This is a genomic window from Robertmurraya massiliosenegalensis JC6, assembly GCF_000311725.1.
Lineage (GTDB): Bacteria > Bacillota > Bacilli > Bacillales > Cytobacillaceae > Robertmurraya > Robertmurraya massiliosenegalensis.
This window is the reverse complement of record NZ_HE978511.1, coordinates 235,977-262,360: the sequence shown is the minus strand read 5'-3', so window position 1 is coordinate 262,360 and position 26,384 is coordinate 235,977. Positions and strand designations below refer to the sequence as shown.

General features: G+C 38.6%; 28 protein-coding genes. 24 read left to right on the top strand and 4 right to left on the bottom strand.

Translation table 11 applies throughout. From position 1 onward, the window contains the following. From BMSHG_RS25590 to BMSHG_RS01340, 22 genes are all read left to right on the top strand, one after another. On the top strand, nt 1-823 hold an 823-nt coding region (locus BMSHG_RS25590; RefSeq protein ID WP_392397238.1), incomplete at its 5' end, for a flavin-containing monooxygenase. Between the two features lie 213 nt (nt 824-1,036). Further along, a complete protein-coding gene (locus BMSHG_RS25585; RefSeq protein ID WP_213083592.1) occupies nt 1,037-1,801 on the top strand; it encodes an alpha/beta hydrolase in 765 nt (254 codons plus the stop codon). 313 nt (nt 1,802-2,114) lie between these two features. Then, a complete protein-coding gene (locus BMSHG_RS01435; RefSeq protein ID WP_019152647.1) occupies nt 2,115-3,320 on the top strand; it encodes an acetate kinase in 1,206 nt (401 codons plus the stop codon). A gap of 133 nt (nt 3,321-3,453) precedes the next feature. Next, nucleotides 3,454-4,692, top strand: coding sequence for a PocR ligand-binding domain-containing protein (locus tag BMSHG_RS01430; RefSeq protein WP_019152646.1), 1,239 nt, complete (start codon nt 3,454-3,456; stop codon nt 4,690-4,692). Further along, nucleotides 4,685-5,764: a helix-turn-helix domain-containing protein gene (locus BMSHG_RS01425; RefSeq protein WP_019152645.1), complete on the top strand. Its 1,080-nt coding sequence runs from the start codon at nt 4,685-4,687 to the stop codon at nt 5,762-5,764. Before BMSHG_RS01430 ends, BMSHG_RS01425 begins: the two co-directional genes overlap by 8 nt. A gap of 761 nt (nt 5,765-6,525) precedes the next feature. Continuing rightward, nucleotides 6,526-6,810: a propanediol utilization microcompartment protein PduA gene (pduA, locus tag BMSHG_RS01420; protein WP_019152644.1), complete on the top strand. Its 285-nt coding sequence runs from the start codon at nt 6,526-6,528 to the stop codon at nt 6,808-6,810. Nucleotides 6,811-6,830: 20 nt separating this feature from the next. Then, nucleotides 6,831-7,607, top strand: coding sequence for a propanediol utilization microcompartment protein PduB (gene pduB, locus BMSHG_RS01415; protein WP_019152643.1), 777 nt, complete (start codon nt 6,831-6,833; stop codon nt 7,605-7,607). A gap of 17 nt (nt 7,608-7,624) precedes the next feature. After that, on the top strand, nt 7,625-9,289 hold the full coding sequence (locus tag BMSHG_RS01410) for a propanediol/glycerol family dehydratase large subunit (RefSeq protein ID WP_019152642.1): 1,665 nt from the start codon (nt 7,625-7,627) through the stop codon (nt 9,287-9,289). A gap of 22 nt (nt 9,290-9,311) precedes the next feature. Continuing rightward, a complete protein-coding gene (locus BMSHG_RS01405) occupies nt 9,312-9,989 on the top strand; it encodes a propanediol/glycerol family dehydratase medium subunit (protein WP_019152641.1) in 678 nt (225 codons plus the stop codon). 16 nt (nt 9,990-10,005) lie between these two features. Continuing rightward, the gene (locus BMSHG_RS01400; RefSeq protein ID WP_019152640.1) at nt 10,006-10,521 is read left to right on the top strand and encodes a diol dehydratase small subunit; all 516 of its coding nucleotides are present in this window, start codon (nt 10,006-10,008) and stop codon (nt 10,519-10,521) included. Nucleotides 10,522-10,555: 34 nt separating this feature from the next. Next, the gene (locus BMSHG_RS01395; RefSeq protein WP_019152639.1) at nt 10,556-12,382 is read left to right on the top strand and encodes a diol dehydratase reactivase subunit alpha; all 1,827 of its coding nucleotides are present in this window, start codon (nt 10,556-10,558) and stop codon (nt 12,380-12,382) included. Then, complete coding sequence (locus tag BMSHG_RS01390) at nt 12,379-12,834, top strand: glycerol dehydratase reactivase beta/small subunit family protein (protein WP_019152638.1); 456 nt, start codon at nt 12,379-12,381, stop codon at nt 12,832-12,834. The genes BMSHG_RS01395 and BMSHG_RS01390 overlap by 4 nt, the downstream gene beginning before the upstream one ends. 18 nt (nt 12,835-12,852) lie before the next feature. Then, entirely contained in the window at nt 12,853-13,569 is a 717-nt protein-coding gene (locus BMSHG_RS29395; protein ID WP_026073286.1) for a BMC domain-containing protein, read from the top strand. 13 nt (nt 13,570-13,582) lie between these two features. Next, nucleotides 13,583-13,864 (top strand): BMC domain-containing protein, encoded by a 282-nt coding sequence (locus BMSHG_RS01380; protein WP_019152636.1) that lies wholly within the window; start codon nt 13,583-13,585, stop codon nt 13,862-13,864. A 22-nt stretch (nt 13,865-13,886) separates the two neighbouring features. Continuing rightward, nucleotides 13,887-14,540 (top strand): phosphate propanoyltransferase, encoded by a 654-nt coding sequence (locus tag BMSHG_RS01375; protein WP_019152635.1) that lies wholly within the window; start codon nt 13,887-13,889, stop codon nt 14,538-14,540. Continuing rightward, complete coding sequence (gene eutJ / locus BMSHG_RS01370; protein ID WP_019152634.1) at nt 14,540-15,367, top strand: ethanolamine utilization protein EutJ; 828 nt, start codon at nt 14,540-14,542, stop codon at nt 15,365-15,367. The genes BMSHG_RS01375 and eutJ overlap by 1 nt, the downstream gene beginning before the upstream one ends. A gap of 10 nt (nt 15,368-15,377) precedes the next feature. Continuing rightward, nucleotides 15,378-16,166, top strand: coding sequence for a flavoprotein (locus BMSHG_RS01365; RefSeq protein WP_019152633.1), 789 nt, complete (start codon nt 15,378-15,380; stop codon nt 16,164-16,166). Nucleotides 16,167-16,173: 7 nt separating this feature from the next. Then, entirely contained in the window at nt 16,174-16,440 is a 267-nt protein-coding gene (locus BMSHG_RS01360) for a EutN/CcmL family microcompartment protein (protein WP_019152632.1), read from the top strand. 15 nt (nt 16,441-16,455) lie between these two features. Next, nucleotides 16,456-17,463 (top strand): cob(I)yrinic acid a,c-diamide adenosyltransferase, encoded by a 1,008-nt coding sequence (locus BMSHG_RS01355; protein ID WP_019152631.1) that lies wholly within the window; start codon nt 16,456-16,458, stop codon nt 17,461-17,463. Continuing rightward, complete coding sequence (locus BMSHG_RS01350; RefSeq protein ID WP_034658483.1) at nt 17,459-18,850, top strand: aldehyde dehydrogenase family protein; 1,392 nt, start codon at nt 17,459-17,461, stop codon at nt 18,848-18,850. Before BMSHG_RS01355 ends, BMSHG_RS01350 begins: the two co-directional genes overlap by 5 nt. A gap of 127 nt (nt 18,851-18,977) precedes the next feature. Then, the gene (locus tag BMSHG_RS25580; protein ID WP_051030891.1) at nt 18,978-19,763 is read left to right on the top strand and encodes a hypothetical protein; all 786 of its coding nucleotides are present in this window, start codon (nt 18,978-18,980) and stop codon (nt 19,761-19,763) included. Between the two features lie 50 nt (nt 19,764-19,813). After that, on the top strand, nt 19,814-20,968 hold the full coding sequence (locus tag BMSHG_RS01340) for a 1-propanol dehydrogenase PduQ (RefSeq protein ID WP_019152629.1): 1,155 nt from the start codon (nt 19,814-19,816) through the stop codon (nt 20,966-20,968). Between the two features lie 229 nt (nt 20,969-21,197). Here BMSHG_RS01340 and BMSHG_RS01335 read toward each other — a convergent pair whose 3' ends face one another. Together BMSHG_RS01335 and BMSHG_RS01330 are read right to left on the bottom strand one after the other, a co-directional pair. Further along, nucleotides 21,198-21,632 carry a hypothetical protein gene (locus BMSHG_RS01335; protein ID WP_019152628.1) on the bottom strand — a complete coding sequence of 145 codons (435 nt, stop codon included), beginning with the start codon at nt 21,630-21,632 and terminating at the stop codon, nt 21,198-21,200. After that, nucleotides 21,619-21,837, bottom strand: coding sequence for a helix-turn-helix transcriptional regulator (locus tag BMSHG_RS01330; protein ID WP_019152627.1), 219 nt, complete (start codon nt 21,835-21,837; stop codon nt 21,619-21,621). Before BMSHG_RS01330 ends, BMSHG_RS01335 begins: the two co-directional genes overlap by 14 nt. A 206-nt stretch (nt 21,838-22,043) precedes the next feature. On the opposite strand from BMSHG_RS01330, the gene BMSHG_RS01325 reads away from it, so the two are divergent. Both BMSHG_RS01325 and BMSHG_RS25575 read left to right on the top strand, forming a co-directional pair. Then, nucleotides 22,044-22,988: an aldo/keto reductase gene (locus BMSHG_RS01325; RefSeq protein WP_019152626.1), complete on the top strand. Its 945-nt coding sequence runs from the start codon at nt 22,044-22,046 to the stop codon at nt 22,986-22,988. A gap of 19 nt (nt 22,989-23,007) precedes the next feature. Then, on the top strand, nt 23,008-23,496 hold the full coding sequence (locus BMSHG_RS25575) for an NADPH-dependent FMN reductase (RefSeq protein ID WP_019152625.1): 489 nt from the start codon (nt 23,008-23,010) through the stop codon (nt 23,494-23,496). A gap of 87 nt (nt 23,497-23,583) precedes the next feature. On the opposite strand, the gene BMSHG_RS01315 is transcribed toward BMSHG_RS25575, so the two are convergent. Both BMSHG_RS01315 and BMSHG_RS01310 read right to left on the bottom strand, forming a co-directional pair. Continuing rightward, nucleotides 23,584-25,530 (bottom strand): ABC transporter permease, encoded by a 1,947-nt coding sequence (locus BMSHG_RS01315; protein WP_019152624.1) that lies wholly within the window; start codon nt 25,528-25,530, stop codon nt 23,584-23,586. Continuing rightward, a complete protein-coding gene (locus BMSHG_RS01310; protein ID WP_019152623.1) occupies nt 25,520-26,281 on the bottom strand; it encodes an ABC transporter ATP-binding protein in 762 nt (253 codons plus the stop codon). The genes BMSHG_RS01315 and BMSHG_RS01310 overlap by 11 nt, the downstream gene beginning before the upstream one ends. Nucleotides 26,282-26,384: the final 103 nt, after the last annotated feature.

The window sequence follows — 26,384 nt, the reverse complement described above, 5'->3', positions numbered from 1 at the left end:
AGGATGGAAACAAGGCGGACTTTTTTCTCTCTCATATGCTTACAATGATTTAGCGATTAAGCCAGAAGCAAATGACAAGGTAGCAGATTTTATTCGTTCGAAGATTCGAGAGGTCGTACAGGATCCAGAAGTAGCAGAAAAGCTTCAGCCACATTTTTATTATGGAACAAAACGTCCGATCATTGATACTGATTATTTTGAAACGTATAACCGCGAAAACGTAACGCTTGTTGATGTGAAAAAAGCACCGATTCAAGAAATTACTTCAGCAGGAATTCGCACAGAAAAGGATGATTACGAACTCGATATGATTGTTTTCGCCACTGGCTTTGATGCGATGACAGGTCCTTTATTTAAAATCGATATTCGAGGAAGGGATGGCATTTCATTAAAAGAAAAGTGGGCAGGTGGAGCCCAAACTAGAACCTATCTTGGAATAGGTACCGCAGGTTTTCCCAATATGTTTATGTTGACTGGTCCAGAGAGTCCATCTGTATTAAGTAATATGATGGTGTCAATTGAACAACATGTGGAGTGGGTTTCAGACTGTGTCAATTATTTGCGTGACAATAATATAAAAATGATCGAGGTGGATGAAGAAGCTGAAAATGCTTGGAGCAAGCATTGTAGGGAAATTGCAGAGCAAACTCTTTATGTTAAAACAGATTCATGGTATATGGGAGCGAATATTGCAGAAAAGGCACGTGGTTTCCATATTTATGTTGGTGGTGTTGGGGTCTATCGAGAGATTTGTGATGAAGTCGCTGAAAAAGGATATGAAGGATTTACTTTAACAGCCTCTGAGGATAGTGTCTTGAACTAAATTCATTTTTAAAAATTTGAGGAGGAAGTAAATATGGCATTAGATCCGCAAGCGAAATTCTTATTAGAGCAAATGGAAGCAATGGGTGGCGCACCGATGCATACGCAAACACCTGAAGAAGCGTGAGCAACGACTGATTTTAGCGCATTAGCCGGTGAACCAGAAGAAGTAGCGCAAGTTGAGAATAAAAAGCTCCCTGGTCCATTAGGGGAAATCCCAGTCCGAATTTATGTTCCAGAAGGAGAAGGTCCATTTCCAGCATTAGTATACTACCACGGTGGTGGATGGGTAATTGGAAATTTAGATACAGTTGATGTACCTTGTCGAATGCTCGCAAACCGAGCAAACTGTGTCGTGGTATCCGTTGATTATCGACTTGCACCGGAACATAAATTTCCAGCTGCAGCAGAAGATTCCTATGCAGCAGTGAAATGGGTAGTTGACCATGCTGATTCTATAAATGTAGACGCAAATCGAGTTGCTGTCGGTGGCGATAGTGCCGGAGGAAATTTGGCCGCAGTAGTAGCATTGATGGCCAGAGATAAAGGAGAAATTTCCCTGGCCTATCAAATGTTGATATACCCTGTGACAAACCATTCATATGCAACAGAATCTTATACAGAAAATGCAGATGGTTATTTATTAACAAAAGATAGTATGATTTGGTTCTGGAATCACTATTTAAACAATGAAGAGGATGGCCAAAATCCGTATGCGTCCCCGTTATTAGCAAGTGATCTGAGTGGATTGCCTCCTGCCCTTGTTTTAACAGGAGAATTTGATCCACTTCGTGACGAGGGGGAGGCATATGCTAAAAGGTTGCAAGAAGCGGGTGTTCAAGTGGAAGCAACCCGTTATGACGGGATGATCCATGGGTTCTTCTGGATGCCGGCTACATTAACTCAAGGTAAAAAGTCCATAGAACAAGCAGCGGATGCATTAAAACAAGCGTTCCAAGGCAGTATCGCCTCCGCATAAAAGCTGAAATGAGTCGTTAAATAAAAGCTGGAAGAGCAGTTCTTAAGCTACATTGCTCATCCAGCTTTTTTTCATCTAATTAAGCATTTTAAGATAAGTAAATACTTACAAAGTTCGAATTTTAGTAACAATATGGATGCGTTTGAAATTAAGAGTACGTGTATCATTAAGTTGAAGCATACTATTTTCTCCTCCAAAAAAGCATGAAGTGTGATTGTCATTCCTAACAGCCTTCAATCATTTGGTTATTTATTAAAATAGCCATTTCTGATTGCTTAATACATGAAATAAAATGGATAGAGGAGATAGGTGTATGTCAAAGATTATGGCAATTAATGCGGGGAGTTCGTCTTTAAAATTTCAATTAATTGAAATGCCTGCTGAAACAGTTATTACAAAAGGAATTGTGGAACGAATTGGTTTAAATGAATCAACTTTTTCTATCCTCGTAGATGGTCAAATGAAAAAAGAGATTCTAGAAATCAGTAATCACGAGATAGCGGTTAAGATTTTATTAGAACAATTCATTCACTATCAAATCATAAGTTCCTTTAGCGAAATAGATGGAGTGGGACATCGAGTGGCACATGGTGGTGAAGTGTTTACGGAATCGACTCTTGTGACATGTGAGGAATTGAGCAAATTAGAACCACTGACTGAGTTAGCGCCATTACATAACCCAGCCAATATTTTAGGCATAAAAGCATTCCAACAGGTTATGGGAGATATCCCTTCTGTCATGGTATTTGATACTGCTTTTCACCAAACAATGCCTGAAAGCACTTATTTGTATGCGCTCCCGTACGAATACTATGAGAAGTATGGGATCCGCAAATATGGATTCCATGGTACATCTCATAAATTTGTTTCAGAGAGAGCAGCAGAAATATTAGGAAGACCAATGAATAGTCTGCGACTGATTTCCTGTCATTTAGGAAATGGTGCAAGTATTGCTGCAATTGAAAATGGAAAATCAATTGATACCTCAATGGGATTCACACCACTAGAAGGCGTTGTCATGGGAACTCGATCTGGAACGATTGATCCAGCGATTATCCCATTTATTATGATGAAAACCGGTAAAAGTGTTGATGAAGTATTATCTATATTAAATAAGGAGAGTGGTCTATTAGGATTATCTGGGTTTTCAAGTGATCTACGAGATATAGAAGCTAGAGCAGAGCAAGGAGACCATCGTGCGGAGCTGGCGCTTGATATTTTTGCTAGTCGGATTCATCAATATATTGGTTCCTATGCGGCAAGAATGAATGGAGTTGATGCTGTCATATTTACGGCTGGCATCGGTGAGAACAGTCCTACGATTCGAGCGAAAGTATTAAAGGGTTTGGAATTTATGGGGATTTATTGGGACCCGGATTTAAATAAGATTAAAGAAGAGGAAATGTACATTAGCTACCCTCATTCTCTTGTTAAAGTATTGAAAATTCCCACTAATGAAGAACTAATGATTGCTAGGGATGTTTTCGAGATTTGCGAAGAATCTTTGCTTAAGAGTTAAGCAGCAAATAGAATACACATTGCTTAAAAGACCAAGATTTTTATTGGCTTGGTCTTTTAAGCGGATATCTTACGAATGTCAGAGAAATTGAAATTAGTCCACTTGACGATTATAAATGGAGTGAGATGATTCTATGAATGTACAGGATATCATTGATTTAGATGTACTTCAAAAAGTACAGGATTCATTTACTAAAGCCACTGGATTTGCTGCTATCACAGTGGATTTCCGCGGAAATCCGATCACAAAGTATAGTAACTTTTCATCATTCTGTGAAAAAATCCGTCAGAGTCCTAAACTTTACGATACTTGTCTTAAATGTGATGCCTTTGGAGGATTGGAAGCATCAAGAAGAGAAGGTGTCTTCATTTATCGTTGTCATACAGGTTTGATTGATTTTGCCGTCCCGATATTAATAAAAGGGAGATTAATTGGCTCTATGCTCGTAGGGCAAGTTAAGGCGAGTGATGAAGAAGATAAAAATCTTGAGTACATTACAGCTGAATCTTTTGATTGGCGAGAGAATCAAGATATACTAGCGGAATTAGAGAAGATTCCAGTAATGTCGCATGAGAAAATTTCTGCGGTAGCAGACATGATGTTTCATGTTATTAATAGCATGGTAGAAAAAGATTTTAGTCAATATATTCAAGAGGAATTAAGAGCGAAAGACCAACAGCTATTAGATCAAATGAAAGCGCAAGCAGAACTCGAGAAATCCCTTCTTACTAAGCAAAATCAGTTCTTTCGTCTATTGGTTAACCCTAATTTTCTATTTAACGTTATCAATACAATGTCGTGTTTTTCCATTATTGAAAAGGCGCCAAAAACACAAGAGGTCATCTTAACCTTTTCAGATATGATGAAATACTTGATCACGAGTTCCGATAGTTTAGTGACACTAGAGGATGAACTTTCTTATATCAATCTCTACTTGAAACTACAAAAAATACGATTTGGGGAACGTATGCAAGTTACGATTGATATCCCTAAAGACTTAAGAACAATTCAGATTCCTCCGATGATTATGGTCTCCCTCTTAGATAATGCGATTATTCATGGACTAGAACCGAAAGAAGGAAATGGAACAATCATCGTTCGAGGATTTGCTCAAGATGAAGATTATGTTTTTGAAGTGATTGATGATGGGGTAGGAATGCCATTAGAAAAAATAAATAGACTCACGAGCAAGGCAGTGATGTCTGATAAAGACAATCAATTCAAGGGGATCGGATTTAGTCATGTAAACTACAGCTTAAAATTACTATACGGCAGTGAATTTCAATTACAAATCGCCCAAAACAGAAGTGGTGGAACAACCGTTAGGTTCAGAATACCAAGGGCTTCTAGCGGGGGAATCTCCTATGTATAATATTCTATTAATTGATGATGAGATTATCTCCATGGAGGCACTTAAAGTTATTTTTGAGCAAATAGAAAATACGGCCGTAGTTGGAGAAGCAACTTCTGGAAAAATGGCGAAAAGATTAATTGAAAAAAGCAATTGGCATATGACCTTCCTGGATATCAACATCCCAGGAGAGGATGTGATCTTTTTAATAAAATATATGAAACGAAGGAATCCAAAAAATCGCATTATTTTATTAACAGATTATGGTTCCTATGATTTTGTTTTTAAAGCGCTAGAAATGGGGGCAGATTCTTATTTGCTAAAACCATATAAGCAAAAAGATATCTTACATCTTGTAAATATGTACTTGTCTGAAGACCATTCCCAGTCTATTAATCTTGATCAAACCATTGAACGCTTTCTTGCTTATGTAGCTAAAGAAGATTATAACAATTCGATGAAAATGGCGAAAACCCTTTCTGCGCAATTGTTTTCCATATATGAAAATGATCATGACAAAATCCATGTAATGGCTAAGTCGATCATGAAGGCGTTGGATTCTATCTGCCATCAAAATGGATTATTTCTTTCATATAAATTAGAGTGGGATATGTATACAGAGATGGACATGAATGGTTTCGAAAAGAAGTTTATTCGTCTAGTCGAGGACATTTTCGCAACAATAAGAAACTCTAAAAGCGATCAAGAAATAAAAGCAATCCAATCGGTTCTCAAATACATTGAAAAAAATTATCAAAAAGGGATTACATTAGAAGCTGCCGCTGAACATGTTCATTTAAGTCCCTATTATTTAAGTAAATTATTCAAAAAAGAATTAGATATCAACTTTGTTAATTACGTCTCGAAACGAAAGATGGATAAAGCAAAAGAACTTCTTGAAACAACGGATTTGCCAGTGATAAACATCGCCATGGAGTTAAATTATCAAGAGCCCAATTATTTTAGTAAAGTCTTTAAAAAAGAGGTTGGTTTGACCCCATCAGAATATCGAAAGAAAGTAGTTGAACTTGAACAAAAAACAGATTCAATGAAAAGGCATACCACCATTTTAAATGGGAATTGGTTTATATAGAAATTCACTCTAACTAGCTTCAAACCATGAGAAAGGTGAATCCTGAGGGTACTCAAATTCACCTTTCTTTATTTTTTATTAACGCATGCCCTATTTCGTTTTCTACCTTCGATTTTCCTCGTACAAAAACGTTAATTTTTCGTTTTCAAGAATTCAAGCGATTTCCGCTTTGTCTAAATTTCTACTAGAAAACCCTATGTTGCTCCAACCATCTCTTACCCTTAAGCGGAAATTTTCCTGTTATCTCCGCAACGACGTCCCTTTTAGGGGAAATAACGGAAGATTTTCCGCTTATGGAGGGCAAAATCGTTTATTTTGGTATTTTTTCAGGGAATAGTAGGAATTTTTCCTGTTATGTCGGCTCTTTTTCATGATGCTTGCTCATTAAGCGGAAATTTTCCTGTTATTTTTTCTTACCGATACGCCAACCGCGAGAGAATTTATCCACTCCAAACTAGAATCAAAAAGTCGTTACCACCGACATTTTGACCCAGCCTCGTTTTTTTACTTCATTTAAAAAGAAGGATAGAGCATTCGAAAAAATTCCCATTTAAGAACAAAAAATTATCTTTTGCTAGACAAAAAAAGATAGGTTCCTAGTCATCATCGAGCCAAATCTTTATCCGTATTAGCCAATATAGTATTGAGCAGTCACGATTAAAAAACTCTATCATAATTCTTGTAAGGCTTGTTAGGAGAGTAGTAGTGGAGAATCATTTTTTTGCGATCTGCTCAAATCACTTTTAGAGGAGGAATTTAGAATGATTAAAGAAGCACTAGGTATGGTAGAAACAAAAGGTTTAATTGGTGCAATTGAAGCAGCTGATGCCATGGTTAAAGCGGCGAATGTTACCTTAATCGGTTACCAAAAAATCGGTTCTGGATTAATTACTGTAATGGTTCGCGGTGATGTGGGTGCTGTGAAAGCGGCTACAGACGCTGGAGCAGCTGCTGCTGAAAAAGTCGGAGAAGTCGTATCCATTCATGTAATTCCTAGACCACATGCTGAAGTAGAAGGAATCTTACCAAAATTAGAGCAACAATAATTTTTTGGAGGTGTTAATAAATGAAAGAACAAATGATCGAAAAAATTATGGAAGAAGTTATGAAGAAGGTTGAAGCTCCAAAGGAAGTAAAGACACCTAAAAAAGAGTTTTGTGGATTAACAGAGTTTGTTGGTGTTGGCCGTGGAGATACGATTGGTCTTGTCATAGCCAATGTAGATTCAAGTGTTCATGAAGCAATGAAGCTTGATAAGAAATACCGCTCAATTGGGATTATTGGTGCTCGTACAGGTGCAGGTCCGCAAATTATGGCAGCGGATGAAGCCGTAAAAGCTACTAATACAGAGATTTTAACGGTTGAGCTTGCGCGTGATACAAAAGGCGGTGCAGGGCATGGTTCTTTAATCATCTTCGGTGCTGAAGATGTTGCAGATGCACGTCGTGCGGTTGAAGTAGCACTTAAAGAGCTAGAGCGTACTTTCGGTGATGTATATGGCAATGAAGCAGGTCATCTCGAATTCCAATATACAGCCCGTGCAAGCTACGCTTGTGAGAAAGCGTTTAATGCAGAAGTGGGTAAATCATTCGGTTTACTTGTTGGTGCACCGGCAGCTATCGGTGTCGTACTTGCAGATACTGCTGTTAAAGCAGCAAATGTTGATGTAATCGGCTATAGTTCGCCTGCTCAAGGAACAAGTTTTTCAAATGAAGTGATTTTAACATTCAGCGGTGATTCTGGTGCTGTTCGCCAAGCATTAATCGCGGCTAGAGAAGTAGGGAAAAAATTGTTAGGAACTCTCGGAAGCGAACCTGTATCAGATACAGTTCCTTACATCTAACCTGAGGAGGGTAATCAATGAAATCGAAACGTTTTCAAGTATTGTCTGAGCGCCCAGTAAACCAGGATGGCTTCGTAGCTGAATGGCCTGAAGTGGGACTTATGGCGATGAGCGGTCCAAATGACCCGAAGCCTAGTATAAAAATTGAAAATGGTAAAGTTGTCGAACTAGACGGTAAAAAGCGAGAAGAATTTGACTTTATTGATACATTTATCGCCGATTACGCCATTAATTTAGAAAATGCTGAAGAGGCGATGTCTATTGATTCAAACGAGTTTGCCAGAATGCTAGTTGATATTAACGTGCCAAGAAAAAAAATTATCCCACTTAGCACTGCAATGACACCAGCGAAACTGTGCGATGTTGTCAAAGACATGAATGTTGTAGAGCTAATGATGGCCCTACAAAAAATGAGAGCAAGAAAAACACCTTCTAATCAATGTCATGTAACGAACTTAAAGGATAATCCTGTTCAAATCGCAGCAGATGCAGCAGAAGCTGCATTGCGTGGTTTCGATGAGCAAGAAACAACGGTAGGAATTGTTCGTTATGCCCCTTTTAATGCTCTTGGTCTGTTAGTAGGAGCACAAACAGGACGTGGCGGAATATTAACACAATGTTCAGTGGAAGAAGCGACAGAATTAGAAATGGGAATGAGAGGCCTTACTTGTTATGCAGAAACGGTATCTGTATACGGAACTGAGCCTGTGTTCGTAGATGGAGATGATACGCCATTCTCCAAAGCATTCCTTGCATCTGCATACGCTTCCCGTGGATTGAAGATGCGTTTCACTTCTGGAACTGGTTCAGAAGTTCAAATGGGCTACGCTGAAGGAAAATCAATGCTATATCTTGAAGCCCGCTGTATTTTTGTTACAAAAGGTGCCGGATCTCAAGGGCTACAAAATGGTTCCATTAGTTGTATCGGTGTTCCTGGTGGGGTTCCATCTGGTATTCGCGCTGTCCTTGCAGAGAATTTATTTACAACGATGATGGATATGGAGGTGGCTTCAGGGAATGACCAAACCTTCTCCCATTCTGATATTAGAAGAACGGCTAGAACTTTAATGCAAATGCTTCCAGGTACTGACTTTATTTTCTCAGGATACAGTGCAACTCCTAACTACGATAATATGTTTGCCGGATCAAACTTTGATGCTGAGGACTTTGATGATTATAACGTATTACAACGTGATTTGAAGGTAGATGGTGGACTTCGCCCAGTTTCGGAAGATGAAGTAGTGGCGATCAGGAATAAAGCGGCAAGAGCTATCCAAATGGTATTTGATGGATTAGGACTACCTGCGATTACGGATGAAGAAGTAGAAGCTGCTACATATGCTCATGGAAGTAAGGACATGCCTGACCGTAATGTGGTAGAAGATTTAAGAGCGGCTGATGACATGATGAAACGTGGAATTACAGGAATTGACATTGTTAAAGCATTGAGTAAGGGCGGATTTGAGGATGTTGCACAGAGCGTTCTTAGCATGTTAAAACAACGTGTTTCTGGAGATTATCTACACACCTCTGCCATTATCGATAAAGATTGGAAAATCGTCAGTGCTGTCAATGATTTGAACGATTATCAAGGACCTGGTACCGGTTATCGCATGAGTGATGCTAGATGGGAAGAAATCAAAGCAATTCCTCGCGCTATTCGTCCAGAAGATGTGAACTAAACGTAAAAGGGGTGTTATGTAAATGGCTATTAACGAAAAGTTAATTAGAGAAGTCATTGAAGAAGTTTTAAAGGACTTCAATATGAAGGATAATTCAGAAGCAATAGCAGTTGCAAAATCCACTAAACAACCATCAATTGCTCCTAACGCTAAAGGATTAGAAATTGTTGAAATTGGCCCTGCAACAATTGGTACAAGAAAGGATGAAGTAGTGATTGCTGTCGCTGCAGCATTCGGTGTTCATCAAACGAAAACAATAGTAGGGCTCCCACACACTGAAGTGTTAAGAGAAATAATTGCTGGTATTGAAGAAGAAGGTGTTTCAGCTCGATTAATTCGCGTATATCATACTTCAGATGTAGGATTCGTTGCCCATCAAGCGGCAAAATTTAGTGGCTCTGGAATAGGTATTGGGATTCAATCAAAAGGTACAACGGTTATTCATCAAAAGGATTTACCACCTTTATCAAATTTAGAGCTTTTCCCACAGGCTCCATTATTAGATCCAGAAACATACCGAGCGATTGGAAAAAATGCTGCGAAATACGCAAAAGGGGAATCGCCAAACCCTGTACCGACAAGAAATGACCAAATGGCACGACCAAAGTACCAAGCCATCGCTGCATTGCTTCATATTAAAGAAACAGAACATGTTGATAGAAATAAAAAAGCAACTGCATTGCAAGTGAAATTTAACTAAAACGGAGGTGAGCAGGATGAATCAACAGCTTATTGAACAAATCGTCAAAGAGGTTATGTCTTCCATGGGGACGGTTCCAGAGAAGACACAAGCAACTGATAAAAAAGAATGTGCAGTAAAGGTTGATGCGAAGAAAGACTACCCACTTGGTGAAAAGCGGCCAGAGCTTATCAAAACCCCAACGAATAAAAGCTTGGATCAAATCACATTACAGGGCGTTATCGATGGTGTTGTTACTCCAGAGGATGTGAGGATTGCTCCTGAAACATTGGAGTTACAGGCTCAAGTAGCAGAATCAATGGGAAGAAAACCTTTGGCACAAAATTTCCGTAGAGCTGCTGAATTAATTGCCGTACCAGACGGCCGAATTCTTGAAATCTATAATGCTTTAAGACCATACCGCTCAACGAAAGAAGAATTACTCGCGATAGCCGAAGAATTAGAGCAAAAATTCAATGCCAAAATGAATGCGAAATTAGTTCGTGAAGCGGCTGAAGTATATGAGAAAAGAGATAGACTGAAAAAAGACTAACATCTCGCAATAGATATTCCAGGAGGTAGAATCGATGAAATTGGTTGCAGGAGTGGATATTGGAAATGCCACAACAGAAGTCGCCATCGCTACCGTAACAGGAAACAATGAGGTTACTTTTTTGGCTAGCGACTTTGTGCGAACAACAGGGATCAAAGGAACCAAACAAAATATCCATGGTGTTCTTGCTGCCATAAAACAAGCTCTTGAAAAAATTAATCGAAAGATAGAAGAGTTGGACTTAGTTCGGATTAATGAAGCAGCCCCTGTTATTGGGGATGTGGCCATGGAAACGATCACAGAGACGATCATTACAGAGTCGACGATGATTGGTCACAACCCCTCAACCCCTGGGGGATTGGGCTTAGGCATTGGGAAAACCATTGATATTGTCGATTTAGACCATGCTAGTAGTGAAGAAAGCTACATCGTTTTAATCGGAAAAAAGATTGACTTTGAAGATGCGGCAAGGATGATTAATCACTCCATAGATAGAGGAATCAATATAAATGGAGCTATCGCCCAAAAGGATGATGGCGTTCTTATCAATAACCGTATTCACAAAAAAATGCCAATTATTGATGAGGTAAGTCTGATCGAGAAAGTTCCACTTGGAATGAAGGCGGCAATTGAAGTTGCTCCCCCTGGTGGTGTAGTGGAAGTACTTGCAAACCCATATGGTATTGCGACTGTCTTTGAGTTAACGAGTGAAGAAACGAAAATGATCGTTCCGATTGCTAGAGCACTGATTGGAAATCGTTCTGCTGTCGTCATTAAGACACCAAAAGGAGACGTACAGGCGAGGAGTATTCCAGCTGGAAAAATAATCGTGTTTGGGAAGCGGAATTTAACGGTAGATGTAGATGAAGGTGCCGAAAAAATGATGGAAGTATTAACAGCTGCCACCCCGATAGAAGACATAAAGGGGGAAGCAGGTACGAATGCTGGGGGGATGCTTGAACGGGTTAGACAGGTCATGTCTGAGTTAACGAAACAGCATCCAGATGAAATCAAAATCCAGGATTTGTTAGCAGTCAATACGTTCATCCCACAAAAGGTTAAAGGCGGATTAGCGGAAGAGTTCTCTATGGAAAATGCCGTTGGAATTGCTGCAATGGTGAAAGCCGATAAATTGCAAATGCAAATGATTGCTGATGAATTGCGTACACAAATCAACGTTGAAGTTGAGGTTGGTGGTGTCGAAGCCGATATGGCCATTAGGGGTGCCCTATCCACTCCAGGAACCAAGGTGCCGATTGCCATTGTAGATATGGGAGCGGGTTCCACAGATGCATCGGTCATGGATAGAACTGGAAAAACCACTTCTGTACATTTAGCAGGTGCAGGCGATATGGTGACCATGCTCATTAATACGGAGCTAGGGCTTGAAGATATTGCATTGGCCGAAGATATTAAGAAGTATCCTTTAGCTAAAGTAGAAAGTTTATTTCATATTCGTCATGAGGATGGAACGGTGCAATTCTTTGAAAAACCCCTTGAACCACATGTGTTTGCCAGAGTAGTTATTTTGAAGGACGGGAATATGATTCCAATTCCGGGACAGCTTTCCGTTGAAAAGATCAAAATTGTAAGGCGAGGAGCAAAAGAAAAGGTATTTGTAACGAATGCCCTGCGCGCATTAACAATGGTTTCTCCAACAGGAAATATACGAGATATGGAATTTGTTGTTTTAGTAGGAGGATCTGCTCTTGATTTTGAGGTACCTCAGTTAGTTACAGATGCTTTATCTCAATATAGTGTCGTTGCTGGAAGAGGGAATATAAGAGGGACAGAAGGACCAAGAAATGCGGTCGCAACGGGTTTAATATTGGCTTTGCGTGAAAGGGGAGGAGTTCAGTGAAAATAAACAATGGAAATGAGATTCAAGCCATCCATGTTTATTATAATGCACAACTGAATGAACCTTCCCTTTTTCGTACCCTACTTTATGGAGTTGAAGAAGAGGGTGTCCCAACCTTTGTCAAAGAAAGTCAGCAAAAAACAGCTTTGGAATTAAGCTATCAAGCTGCTCTTGATTCCACTCTGGGCGTAGGCATTGGCATTGATCAGGATGGACAAATGATTCTTCATTATACGAAGCTAGACAAGACGCAACCGCTGTTCAAGGAAAATATTAGAGATTCTTTCAAGCAAAGAATATTAGGTGCAAACGCAGCAAGGCTAGTAAAAGGAATGCCCTTTAAATCTTTTGAGGCCGAGAAAGAAAAGGTTTCCTTAGAGGATTCTTTAACAAAAGAGGATATTACGAGAATCGTAGCGCTAGTACTTAAAAGACTTCAAGCGACCGATTAAAGGAGGTGCCCTTTGACGATGGGAATGAACGCTTTAGGAATGATTGAAACAGTTGGTTTGGCAGCAGCGATAGAAGCTGCTGATACAGCAGTTAAATCTGCCAATGTTTCATTATTAGGTTATGAATTAACGAAAGGCGGCGGAATGATAACGGTTAAATTTGAAGGTGATGTAGGAGCCGTTAAAGCTGCTGTAGAAGCTGCTGTCATGGCCGCAGAACGAGTCGGAAAAGTCTATAGTAAACATATTATTCCTCGACTAGGCAGTGGAGTAGAAAATGTAATTTATTCTAAAGAAACAATCGGTCCGGGAAATCCATTTAGAAATAAAGAAATGAACACCGAAGAAGAAACGATTTCCTTAGAAGAAGTTGAATCAACAAATCTATCAGAGCCTTTAAATATTGTGACTAGTGAAGAAGAAATGGAAGCAGAGAAAGACAGTGAGAACGAAATAGAAACACTGACTTTTAAAACAGATTCCTTAAAAATGGTCGCCATTTCACCGCTTAAAGAAGAGGCTGATGAAGTAAAAAAAACTGCGTCAAACGTTCAGCTATTCTCTAATGAAACTGAAAACGACTCCACCATTAAAAAGGAAGCGAAAACAGTCGTCATTGAAGAGCGAGCAATTGAGGAGCAAAAAGAAGAGACAGAAGTGTGCAATATTTGTAAGGATCCGAAATGTCCACGAAGAAAAGGGGATTTGAGATCGACTTGTATTCATGAAAATTGAGGAGGAATAAAAAATGAAAGATGCATTAGGAATGATTGAAACAAAAGGTTTAGTTGGTGCTATTGAAGCAGCTGATGCGATGGCAAAAGCAGCAAATGTTGTTTTACTAGGATATCAACAAATTGGCTCTGGTCTTGTAACCGTTCTAGTAAGAGGCGATGTAGGTGCTGTAAAGGCAGCAGTTGATGCTGGATCAGCAGCTGCAGAACGAGTTGGAAAAGTGATATCTGTCCATGTTATTGCAAGACCACACTCTGATGTTGAAAAAATCCTTCCATCCAAAACAGTCGAATAAATCAGGATAGGGGTGTTCTTGAATGACAAATAACAGGCAAATTCAAGAAAAAATTGTGAAAGAAGTTGTGAAACGAGTCCTTGCGTTAGAAGAACAACCCTATGTTCCAATAGGAGTTTCTAATCGCCATATTCATTTAAAACAAGACGATCTTGATGTTTTATTTGGGAAAGGATATCAATTAACAAAATGGAAAGATTTAAAGCAACCAGGACAGTTTGCAGCGAAAGAAACGGTTTCTATTATTGGCAAAAAAGGTGAACTAGAACGTGTAAGAATACTTGGACCTGTTCGGAATATTACCCAAGTTGAAGTTTCGATGACGGATAGTTTCAAGATTGGTGTGCCGGCACCAGTTAAAGAGTCTGGAAAAATAGAAGGGACACCTGGAGTGCGATTGAAAGGACCTTGTGGTGAGGTGGAAATGACAGAAGGAGTCATTGTCGCTTTACGACATATCCACGTTCCACCACAATTTGCTGAGAAATTTCAACTGAAAGACAAGGATTTGGTAGATGTTGAATTAGGTGGAGAAAGAAAAACGATTTTTAAAAATGTATTAATTCGTATATCAGATAAATATGTGTTAGAAATGCACTTAGATACGGATGAAGCAAATGCGGCAGGCGTAAAAAACGGAGATTTAGGACTTATTCAAAAAAGGCTAAGATGCTGATGTCGATCAATCTAGAAACGGTCAACAATTATATCACAAGTTATGCAAGGTTAATAGATGAAGGTCGAGCAGAAAAGGTTAGAGGAAGCTTAAAAGTTGGAGTCGATCTTGGCACAGCGAATATTATTATTTCTGTTGTAGATGAGATTGGGAACCCTCTAGCTGGAGCGACTTCCCCTGCTTCCGTTGTGAAGGATGGGTTGGTTGTCGATTATGTCGGAGCAGTAAAAATCGTCAAACAACTAAAAAGTCAGGTAGAAGAAATGCTTGGAACCACCCTGACGCATGCGGCAACTGCGGTACCACCTGGTACCATTGGTGGAAATATGAAGGCGATATCGAATGTGGTGGAAGCAGCCGACATGGAAGTTACGAATGTCATTGATGAGCCTACTGCAGCGGCAACTGTGTTAGGACTAACAGATGGTGCTGTTGTAGACGTTGGTGGTGGTACTACGGGCATAAGTATTTTAAAAAATGGTGAAGTCACCTATACCGCTGATGAACCTACAGGAGGCTCACATATGAGCTTGGTTGTGGCAGGGAATTATCGGATTTCGATTGCTGAAGCAGAGAAGTTAAAAAAGGATTCGCTGAAGCAAAAGGAAATTTTTTCTGTCGTAAAACCTGTAGTTGAAAAAATGGCATCAATTGTTAAAAGGCAAATTCAAGGATTTGATGTAAAAAAAATCTATGTGGTAGGAGGAGCTAGTTGTTTTGATGAATTTGAAAAAGTCTTTTTTAAAGAGATTGGCATTGAAACCATTAAGCCGGCACATCCTCTACTTATCACACCATTAGGTATTGCATTAAACAGTTTGAAATGAGGTGAAGGGTTTGGGCGCTCATTCAATCTTAGACAGTTTTGTAGAAGAAGTAATCAGGAGATTGCAAAAAAGAACGAAAAAAGCAACTGTCCTTTTTACAGGAGGATATGGTGGATTTCAAGAGGCACTGGAGCAAATTCACCTTCTACAAAATGATGGTTGGGATTTAAAGATTGTACTCTCCAATAGTGCAGAATATGTTCCCACCCCTCAATTAATAAGCGATAAAGTTGGCACTGCCAACATTTTTGTAGAAAAAGATATAAAAGAATTGCGTCCTTTATATGAAGGAATTAGTGTATTCCTTGTGCCGACCTTGACCATTAATACAATGGTGAAGATTTCACTTGGGATAGCGGACAATATGGTCACGAATTTAGCTTCACATATGCTGATGAGCGGGATTCCATTTATTGCGGCAAAGGACGCATGTGATGTTTCGCATGTTTCACGTCAACAACTCGGTTTGAATAAGGGACAGCAAGCATATTTGCATAAAATGAGCGATTATCTTGGAGTATTAGAAAGCTATGGAGTAAAGCTTGTCGATGCTAAGGACCTATTTCAAACTGTTCAACATAATGTCTTTACTTTTTCTCAACAGGTGGAAAAAGGAGTAGAAAAAAAGCGACCGATCATCTCTGTTAAGAAAAAAATTGTTACTCGAGAGGACGTTGTCGAAGCGAAGCGAAAGGAAGCGACGATACAACTTCCTTATGCGACCATTATAAGTCCTCTTGCTCTTGATACAGCGAAGGAACTTGGTGTGCAAATCGTTCAAGAAAATGAGGGCAGGTGAGGAAGAAATGTATGTTGGTCTTGTAGTTGGAAGTGTAGTAGCGACACGAAAGAGTGACGAACTAGTCGGGAAAAAGCTCCTTATCGTCCAACAAATTAATCCGAAAGATGGAAATTTAGGAACTTTTGAAGTGGCGGTGGATTCTGTCGGCGCAGGTACTGGCGAACATGTACTTGTGACGAAAGGAGATCCTGCTATGTATGTATTTGGAGCATCTACTTCATGTATAGATTCTGCAATTGTTGGTATTGTCGATTCAATGGAAGTTCGTTAAGAGGATGTGACCGAAATGGCAATTTACACAAAAAAAGGTGATAAAGGCGAGACTGGCTTATTAGGTGGAAGCCGGATCTCGAAAGATAGTCTCAAAGTGTCTTGTTATGGAACTTTAGATGAAGCAAATGCAGCCTTAGGCGTAGCGGTTTCACAAATCGACCACATTGAAATAAAGAGCATTTTAAAAGACATCCAAAAGCAACTCTTTGTTGTCGGGGCAGAGCTAGCAAGTGATGAAAAAGGAAAAGACCTTCTAAAGAATAAGGTAAGTGAACAGGAGATTGCTAGATTTGAAGAGATTATAGATAAATTTGAGCAAATAATGGGTCCAATCCATGAATTTATCATTCCTGGTGAAACGAGTGCCTCTGCCAATCTTCATTTATCAAGAGCGATCATTCGTAGGGCAGAAAGACAAATTGTAGAACTGACGAAGACAGCACCTATTAGAAGTGAACTTATCCAATATGTCAATCGCTTATCTGATGTTTTGTTTATGTTAGCTCGCGCAGAAGTACATTACCATCAACTTGAAGAGATCAAGTCTAAGGTGATCGGGAAATTGGAAGAGCTTCAGGATAAAAAATCTTGTTTACGTCTTTCTTTAGAACTTGCTTGTGAAATAGCACGAGCAGGGGAAGAAAAGGCAATAGCGCTAGGTGTTCCAGTTGTTATTTCTATCGTTGACCCAGCGGGACATGCCATTTTATTGCATCGGATGGCAGATTCTTTATTGGCAAGTTTGGAGCTATCTTTGAACAAAGCCTATACATCGGTTGCCTTAAAAATGGCATCTCATGAACTCGTTCCTGTTATTCAGCCTGGAACGGAACTGTACGGGATCCAAATGACGAATCAGAAGATTGTCACATTCGGTGGTGGCTTTCCACTTTATAATGATGAGCAAATAATCGGTGGAATTGGAGTCAGTGGTGGAACTGTGGAAGAAGATATGCTTATTGCCCAAGCAGCAATTGAAGTATTTCGGAAAAAGAAAGAAGGGGATTCAATTGACTATTGAAGAACGAAAAATAGAAGAAATGGTAAAGAAAATTTTAGAAGAAATGAGTTCGACCGATAGTCGACCTCAATCAAGTATTGGAAACGGCATATTTATCGATATGAACGAGGCGATCGAGGCAGCAGAAATGGCTCAGAAAGAACTTGTTAAATACTCACTAGCGGATAGAGGCAAAATAATTGCTTCAATTCGAAGTGCGGCAAAAGAAAATGCTGAGCTTTTTGCCCGAATGGCAGTGGATGAAACAGGGATGGGAAATTACAAGGATAAGATTATCAAAAATGTGTTGGCTGCCGAAAAAACACCTGGAATTGAAGATTTAAGAACAGAATCTTTTTCAGGAGACAACGGCTTAACGATTGTTGAGCTTTCTGCCTATGGGGTAATTGGATCGATTACACCGACAACTAACCCAACTGAAACGATAATTTGTAATTCAATTGGCATGATTGCAGCAGGCAATGCTGTAGTCTATAGTCCACATCCTACAGCAAAAGAGACTTCAATTAAAGCTATTGAAGTACTGAATAAAGCGATCGTAGACGCTGGTGGTCCAGAAAATTTAATAACAACCGTACAAGAGCCTACAATCGACCAAGCCAATATGATGATGAGACATAAAAAAATCAGAATGTTGGTGGCAACGGGTGGACCTGGAGTTGTAAAAGCGGTTCTATCCAGCGGGAAAAAAGCGATAGGGGCAGGTGCAGGAAATCCACCAGCAGTAGTAGATGAAACAGCAGATTTAGAAAAAGCAGCAAAGGATATTATCGATGGCTGCAGTTTCGATAATAATCTACCTTGCGTAGCAGAAAAAGAAGTGATTGTTGTTGAAAAAGTAGCTGATTATTTAGTCTCTTATATGAAGAAAAATGGAGCTTTTCTCATTACAAATAAGGCTCAGATTGAACAGTTAACAGCATTAGTCGTTGATAAAGGACACGCAAATAAGAAATTTGTTGGGAAAGATCTTGCTTATATTTTAAAGCAGATTGGGATTGAAGTGCCAGCTGATGCAAAGGTTGCGATTATGAATGTTGAGGGCGATCACCCGTTAGTATCAGCTGAATTAATGATGCCTATTTTACCGATTGTACGAGTTGACGATGTTGATGCAGCAATTGATTTGGCAGTTGAAGTGGAGCACGGTTTCCGCCATACAGCGATTATGCATTCTAAAAACGTTGACAATTTGACCAAATTTGCAAAAGCGATTCAAACAACAATCTTTGTCAAAAATGGTCCCTCTTATGCTGGGATTGGTGTTGGTGGAGAGGGATATACAACCTTTACGATTGCCGGGCCGACAGGAGAAGGATTAACTTCTGCAAAAAACTTTGCTAGAAAAAGAAAATGTGTTCTAGTAGATGGTTTATCTGTTAGATAGCAACAAAGTGTATGATTACAAGATTTTTTCTCCATGATAAGCCTTTATTTTATACGAAGAAATTGAAAAGGAGAGGTTTTTATGTCTTGGGAATTAATTTTAGCATCCTTTGGCGGTGGACTATTTGGTGCATTATTTGGTGCATTGCCAGCTTTTATTTTTGCAGGGTGGATTAATTGGTGTCGGAGTGATTGCTGCCGGTGGACCACCGACCATTTTAAATGATGTGGTATTTGGGACACTACTTGGTCCGCATATTGCATTTGCTGGAGGCGTAGCAGCAGCGGCGTTTGCAGCAAATAAAAGAAATGAATTGGATAGTGCATTAGATATTGTAACACCACTGAAGAAGACAAACGATATCGGTGTTTTATTAGTCGGAGGTATGTTTGGAATTATTGGTTACCTTATTAACAGTGTACTTGTTTATTTCGAAACGCCTGTAGATACAGTTGCCTTAACCGTGTTTATCTCCTGTATTATTTCTCGTTTTGTTTTTGGGAAATCGGGACTCATAGGGAAGTTTACACCAACAAATGGAGAGAAAAGGAAGTTTGTGCCTGGGGGAAAATCGTTAGGGTTTATTGTCATCTATTCCCTCGGATTTGGATTGGTCATTTCATATCTTGTTGACCTTACGCAAATTAATGTTCTCGGCTTCGTCATTAGTGCATCCTTATTAATTCTCTTACAATTTGGCTTCGATATTCCAGCGACACATCATATTACTCTTGTCGCAGGGTATGCAACAATTGCTACCGGAAGCATCTTGTATGGAGCGTTGTTTGCGGTAATTGCTGGGGTAATAGGTGAAATCGCAGGGAATACCTTCAATTCATATGTAGATACGTATATTGACCCGCCCGCAACGACCATCTTTATTTGTAGCTTCTTTATCTTCACATTTATGTGATAAGTGTCACAATGAGGGAGTTTTAAGTTAGAAATACGGAGGTACAAGAAATGAATTCTTTTTTTGTAGGACCAAAAATTTATAATGGCAGCCATTCCGTCGATTTCTTAAAAGATTTAAAGAAAGAGAAGGCTTTTCTGGTGACGGATAAAATGATGGTGAAGTTTGGGATGGCAGATGCGATCACGAATCGATTACAAGGAATACCTTGTAAAATTTTCTCAGATGTAGAGCCAAATCCTTCGCTTGAAACCGTTCAAAATGGTCTTGCTATGTTTCTTGAAGAAAAACCAGATGTCATTATCGCTCTTGGGGGAGGCTCACCAATTGATGTAGCTAAAGCAATCCTGCTTTTCTATTATCAGGTAATGGAAAAAATCCCAAATGCAAAATGGGTTGATAAACCGTTATTTATTGCAATTCCCACTACTAGTGGAACAGGCTCTGAGGTCACATCCTATTCAGTGGTGACAGATATGAGCAACAATATTAAAATTCCTCTAAATGACGAACGAATGATTCCAGAAGTTGCGATTTTAGATGAGCAATTGACGAAAACGGTACCTCCATCCGTCACGGCTGATACAGGCATGGATGTACTGACTCACGCAATCGAAGCTTATGTTTCGGCTAATGCGACAGAATTAACAGATCTTTATGCAGAGAAGGCGATTAAGAGTGTTTTTACTTATTTGTTAAGAGCGTATCGATTTGGAAATGACATGGAAGCAAGAGGGAAAATACATTTAGCCTCATGTATGGCGGGGATCGCATTTACAAATGCATCTTTAGGGATTACCCATAGTTTAGCTCATGCAATTGGTGCAAAATTCCACCTTTCGCACGGTCGAAGCAACGCATTATTACTCCCTTATATTATTCAGTATAATGGGGGAATCTGTGATGAAACTTATCAAACTTCAAAGGCAGCCAAAAAGTATGCAGAACTAGCTAGAATTCTTGGATTACCTTGTTCTACACGAAGAGAAGGTGTCATGAGTCTATCAACGGCTGTAAAAGTACTAAATGAAAAATTAGCCATCCCTTTATCGATACATGGTGCAAATATAGAGGAACAAGAATATGAACAGCAACTCCAAGATATCGTCGATAGTGCCCAAAAGGATATTTGTACAGAGGGAAATCCTAGAGAAGTATCTGAATCAGACTTTATTCATCTATTAAAATGGATTTACAAAGGATAAGAATATTATCGTATTAAAGGAGGAAACGTCTATGAGGAGGTACCGATTTAAAAGCTTTCTTCCTAAGATCGTCTATCATTGGTTAATTAAGTAGTTTGTAGGTATAAGAGAATAAGTATGTTCTCATTTGGTCATGTAAGTTGAGGTAATCAAATGACTTGTACTGAAAACTTACATACAAAAATGGCAATAACTTGTTATTGCCATTTTTGTATGCGAATGGAAAATGTTATTCTTCATCCTCTGTCCGCTTTTTCCGTAAGAAATATACAAATGTAAAGGTTGCGAGAAAACAAATAAACACAATGGCTCCAATAAGTAAAGCTTCACTAAAACGGCTTTTATCTGGACCATATAATGCTAACAATGTGACGACAAGACCTACCACTAACGGAATAATGACAACTTGATAATACGGTGCAGGCTTTTTTGGGTGATTGGCATCATCATATTCGTCGACGGAGATTCTTAGATTTAGCCAGCCTAAAACAACGGCGGAAAGCATAAATACGAGCCAGACAGGATTTTCTTTAGCCGCTGTATACCCTTGAGTTACAGTATCATAGAGCAAAATTGCAAGAATCCCAACTGTCTGTATAATAAAGGCAATACGAATATTTTTTAAATTTTGCAATTGTAGTCGTTCATCTTTAATGATCTTCATTCTTAAATTCCTCCTCCTCAATCCAAAAAACCTCATCTAATGATTTATGAACGGCATAACAAATTTCTAAGCACAATTTCAATGTTGGATTATACTTGCCTTTTTCAATTAAGCTAATGGTTTGTCGTGTGACACCGATTTTCTCTGCTAGCTGTTGCTGTGTTAAATCTACCTGAATACGAGCAATTTTTACATTATTTCTCACTTATTGAATCACCTCTTAATTTGATTGTAACATATATATTACATAATTCAATATATAAATTGCTTTTTGTAATATATATATTGAATAAATTGTGCAATAGTTTTTAAAAGTTAAAAAATAATCTTGAAATGAAGACTTATCATTCGCAAATCAAAAATGAGAGGTTTATATTTAAAGAGTAGTAATTGAGAGGAGGAGCATAAACGATGTTGCGTAATCGCATTGGTAGAACAGATTTACTTGTTAATCCTATTGGTCTAGGAGCAAATGCTATTGGCGGCCATAATATTTATGAAAATATCGATGAAGCGATTTCTAAAAAGATCATTCATACCGCGATTAATAATGGAATGAACTTTTTTGATACAGCTTATTTTTATGGACTTGGTCGCTCAGAAGAATTAATCGGTGAGGTCATGAAAGAACATGGCAAACGTGACGATTTTGTGATTGCATCAAAGGCTTCTTACACATTTGTTGACAAAGAAGTCGTGCATAATAATTCTCCGCAATTTCTTACTCAAAGTGTTGAAGAGTCGCTTAGAAGGCTGCAAACAGACTATATAGATTTATTTTATATTCATTTTCCAGACGATAAAACACCAAAGGCAGAAGCTGTCGGTGCGCTGCAAAGGTTAAAAGAACAAGGGAAGATTAGAGCAATTGGTGTTTCAAATTTTAATATAGAGCAGTTGAAGGAAGCTAATCAAGATGGTTATTTAGAGGTTCTGCAATCTCATTATAACTTGTTCAACCGTACTGCTGAAGAAGAGATCTTTCCATATGTGGAGGAACAGGAAATTTCTTTTATTCCTTATTTTCCATTAGCGAAGGGCCTTTTAACAGGTAAATATCGCAGAGATACTCCTTTGACAGAGAATCAAAAGAAGCACCCACTGTTTAAAGAGGATGCTTACTTCATTAATTTAGAAAAAATTGATGAATTACATAAAATCGCCAGTGAAAAAAAATGTCAGGTTGGTCATGTTGTATTAGCGTGGTATTTAACACGTAAACCAATTCATGCAGTCATTCCTGGTGCAAAAACACCGGAGCAGATTTTGAGCAATCTTCAAGCAGGAGAAGTTCAACTTTCAGAAGCCGAAATGGCGAAAATTGACCGTGTTTTTAAAGGATCATTCATTCATTAGCGACAAAGGTGGTAAAAAAATGAAACTCGTAGCACTAGTAGGAAGCACTCGAAAAGAATCGTTAAATTTAGCTTTAGTGAAAACAATGGAAGAGCGCTATCGTGAAAAAATAGAAATTACCGTAGCAAAGATTGATGATCTTCCTTATTATAATCAAGATACGGAAGACAATCCAAGCTCTGCCGTACTTCGTTTGCGAAAAGAGATCGTAAGTAGTGATGCTGTCCTGATTGTGACACCAGAATTTAATTGGTCAATCCCGGGTGTATTAAAAAATGCCTTAGATTGGCTTTCTCGTGCAGACAAAGAATTAAAAGGGAAGTCTGTCATGGTTGCAGGTGCATCAACAGGACAAGTTGGATCGCTACGGGCACAGCAACACTTACGTCAAATTTTATCAAGCCCTGGACTTTCTTCACGTGTATTGCCTCCTGCTGGAAATGAAATTCTTCTCAACCATGCAGGTGATAAATTTAAAGAGGGAAAGCTTATTGATAACCAACATTAGCCTTTTTAGATGGGGTTATTGAGCGATTTATTGAATTTGTTAAAGCAGAATAAGCTAAAAGGAGCTCCGTTAATGGAGCTCCTTTTTTCATAGAGATAATTTAATGACTTTTTTGTAGTAGAACAGGGATAGGAAAGCAAAGATTGAATAAAGGATTGTGTAAATAATCATAACAAGAATCATCGGTGTCCATAGTTCAGAACCAAATAGGAACCAGCCCGATTGGATCGCAAAGTAACTATGGAGAAGGCCGATTAGAAGAGGGATGCCAAAATTAAATAACTGTTTGGATCGTATCCCTCTCACCAAGTCTTGTTCTGTAAATCCGAGTTTTCGTAAGATCGTGTAGCTTGGTTTTTCTTCTTCACTTTCTCCCATTTGTTTAAAGTATAGTATACAGCCAGATGTAATTAAGAACGTTAAACCAAGAAAGCCAACGATAAACATGACAAGCCCCATATTGCCTTTTTCTTCATTACTCATGTGTAATCGAGACGAATGAAGATAATTTTCATCAAATCCAAGCTCTTCAAAAATCTTATCCGCTTTCTCCAATTGCTCGCTCATCTTTAGACGGTAGCCAATAAATAAAGACGCATCTCCTTGAATAGTTGGATCGAGATCTTCAGATAATTGTGCAAATACTGTCTCATCAACAATGGCAAGCGGTAAGCCACCTGAAGTAAATTGAAAAGAAATGAGGTATTCCTTTTCCATTCCGATAAATTTTTGCGGAATCGTCTGTGTTTGTCCGAATAGTTCAATCTCTCCAGTATCAGCAAATCTCATAAACCTTTCAAGCATATCATCAAAGCCTGTAAAAATCGTTTCATCTGGAGATACATCGTACCCATTTACTTCTTTATCACTGATAACAGGAATAACAAACTTACTTGTATCAATAAACATGCCATCGGTGTCACCATTGATAATCGCGCTGATATTGGATTCAATTTGAAGCACATGAATCTTCGTTGTGGAATAAGGAATTTGTTCCTGCTCTAACTTTTCCTCAAATTTTGCAGCATCTTCTTCGTTCGTAATCGCAAAATCACTTGCGACATAATTTTTAGCCTTTGTCTCAGCTGAATAGTAAGAGATATAGGATAAGGATAGTAAAGCAAGAGCTAATGCTGATACAGTTGTAATAATCGTTAGCATTAGTGCGTTAGATTTCATTCGAAACATTAATGAAGATAAAGAAAGGACTTCATTAATGTTCAAGTAGCCTTTTTTTCTTTTGCGAATGAGATGAAAAATAAAGCTTACTGATCCTTTGAAAAACAGATAGGTTCCTAAGATAACAGAAGCAAGGATAAAGAGCATTGCCATGAACAATTCGTTCATTTCGGTAATCTCTCCACTAAATAGTTTAGAGGAAACATAATAGCCGATTATGACGAGGATGATTCCAGCAATTCCAATGAACATTTGCCAAAAGTTCATCCCTTTTAACGTATTCTCAGTAGTTGAGATGACCCTGAATAACGATAAAATCGTCTGGCGTTTTATAAACAAATAGTTCATAAGCATGATTAGTAAATAAATGATCGTGAAAATAACAATGGATTGGAGAAGAGCTTCGGCTGAAAAATGTAGCGCTGTTTCTGTCTCAATTCCCGTTATTTTAAAGAGAATCATTAAAATTAATTTTGAACCGATAAACCCGATAAAAATACCTAATGCGAGTGAAAGAAAATAGAGAATAAAGTTTTCTGTATTTAGAATGCGAAAAATCTTTCCCTTTGTCATTCCAATAAGCTGAAATAAGCCAATTTCCTTGCTTCTTCTTTTAATAAAAATATTATTTGCATACAGGAGAAAGACGGATACGATCACAACCAATAAAACGGAAGCTACACGAATAGCCGCTGTTCCTTTAACAGTACCTTCTAATAGATCAACGGATGGATCATATTGTAGGGTAACAAAAGCGAAGTAAAGGGCTGCACTAAAGACTAAAGCAAATACATAAAGATAATAGTTTTTTAAATTCTTTTTTAGATTACGAATGATAAGCTCATTAATCTTCATACTGAACACCGCCTAAAACGCCTTGTGTTTTCATAATATCTTTTAGGAACGAATTTCTTGGCTGTTCTCCTTTATAGCTTTGAGAAAAAACACGTCCATCTTTTATAAAAATCACACGGTCGCTATAGCTTGCTGCAATTGGGTCGTGAGTGACCATAGCAATCGTCGTTCTTCGATTTTCATTTAAGTCACTTAACTTACTAAGGAGATCTGACGCCGATTTTGAGTCCAATGCACCTGTTGGTTCATCGGCAAAAATAATGCTTGGTTCATGGATAAACGCCCGTGCGGCAGAAGTTCGTTGTTTTTGTCCACCAGAGATTTCATTTGGATATTTATCCTTCAGTTCATAGATCCTAAGCTCTTTCGCGAGGGCAACAAACATTTGCTCCGCAGCCTGTTTGGAAATTTTTGCGACAGATAAGGGCAAAAGAATATTTTCCTTCACGGTTAAGGTGTCCAATAAGTTGTATTCTTGAAAAATAAAACCTAAATGTCTTTTCCTAAATTCAGCAAGCTCTTTTTCCTTTAGAGTGGTGATTTCTTTGCCTTCGATTTTGATTGAACCATCGCTTGCTTTATCTATTGAAGACAAAACATTCAATAGGGTGGTTTTTCCTGAACCAGAAGCTCCCATGATGCTGACGAATTCACCCTTTTCAATTTGAATATCTATTCCTTTTAACACTTCTTGTTTATTGAATTTATTTCCGTAGCTTTTGTAGATTTTGGTTGCTTCTAATATGGTCATTTTATGTCTCTCCTTTTTCTCTCTTATAATTTTATTATAGAAGGGGCTACTAGAAGCTTCCTTCGATTGGTCAAACAAAATGGAAAAGCATGTGACATTTTTG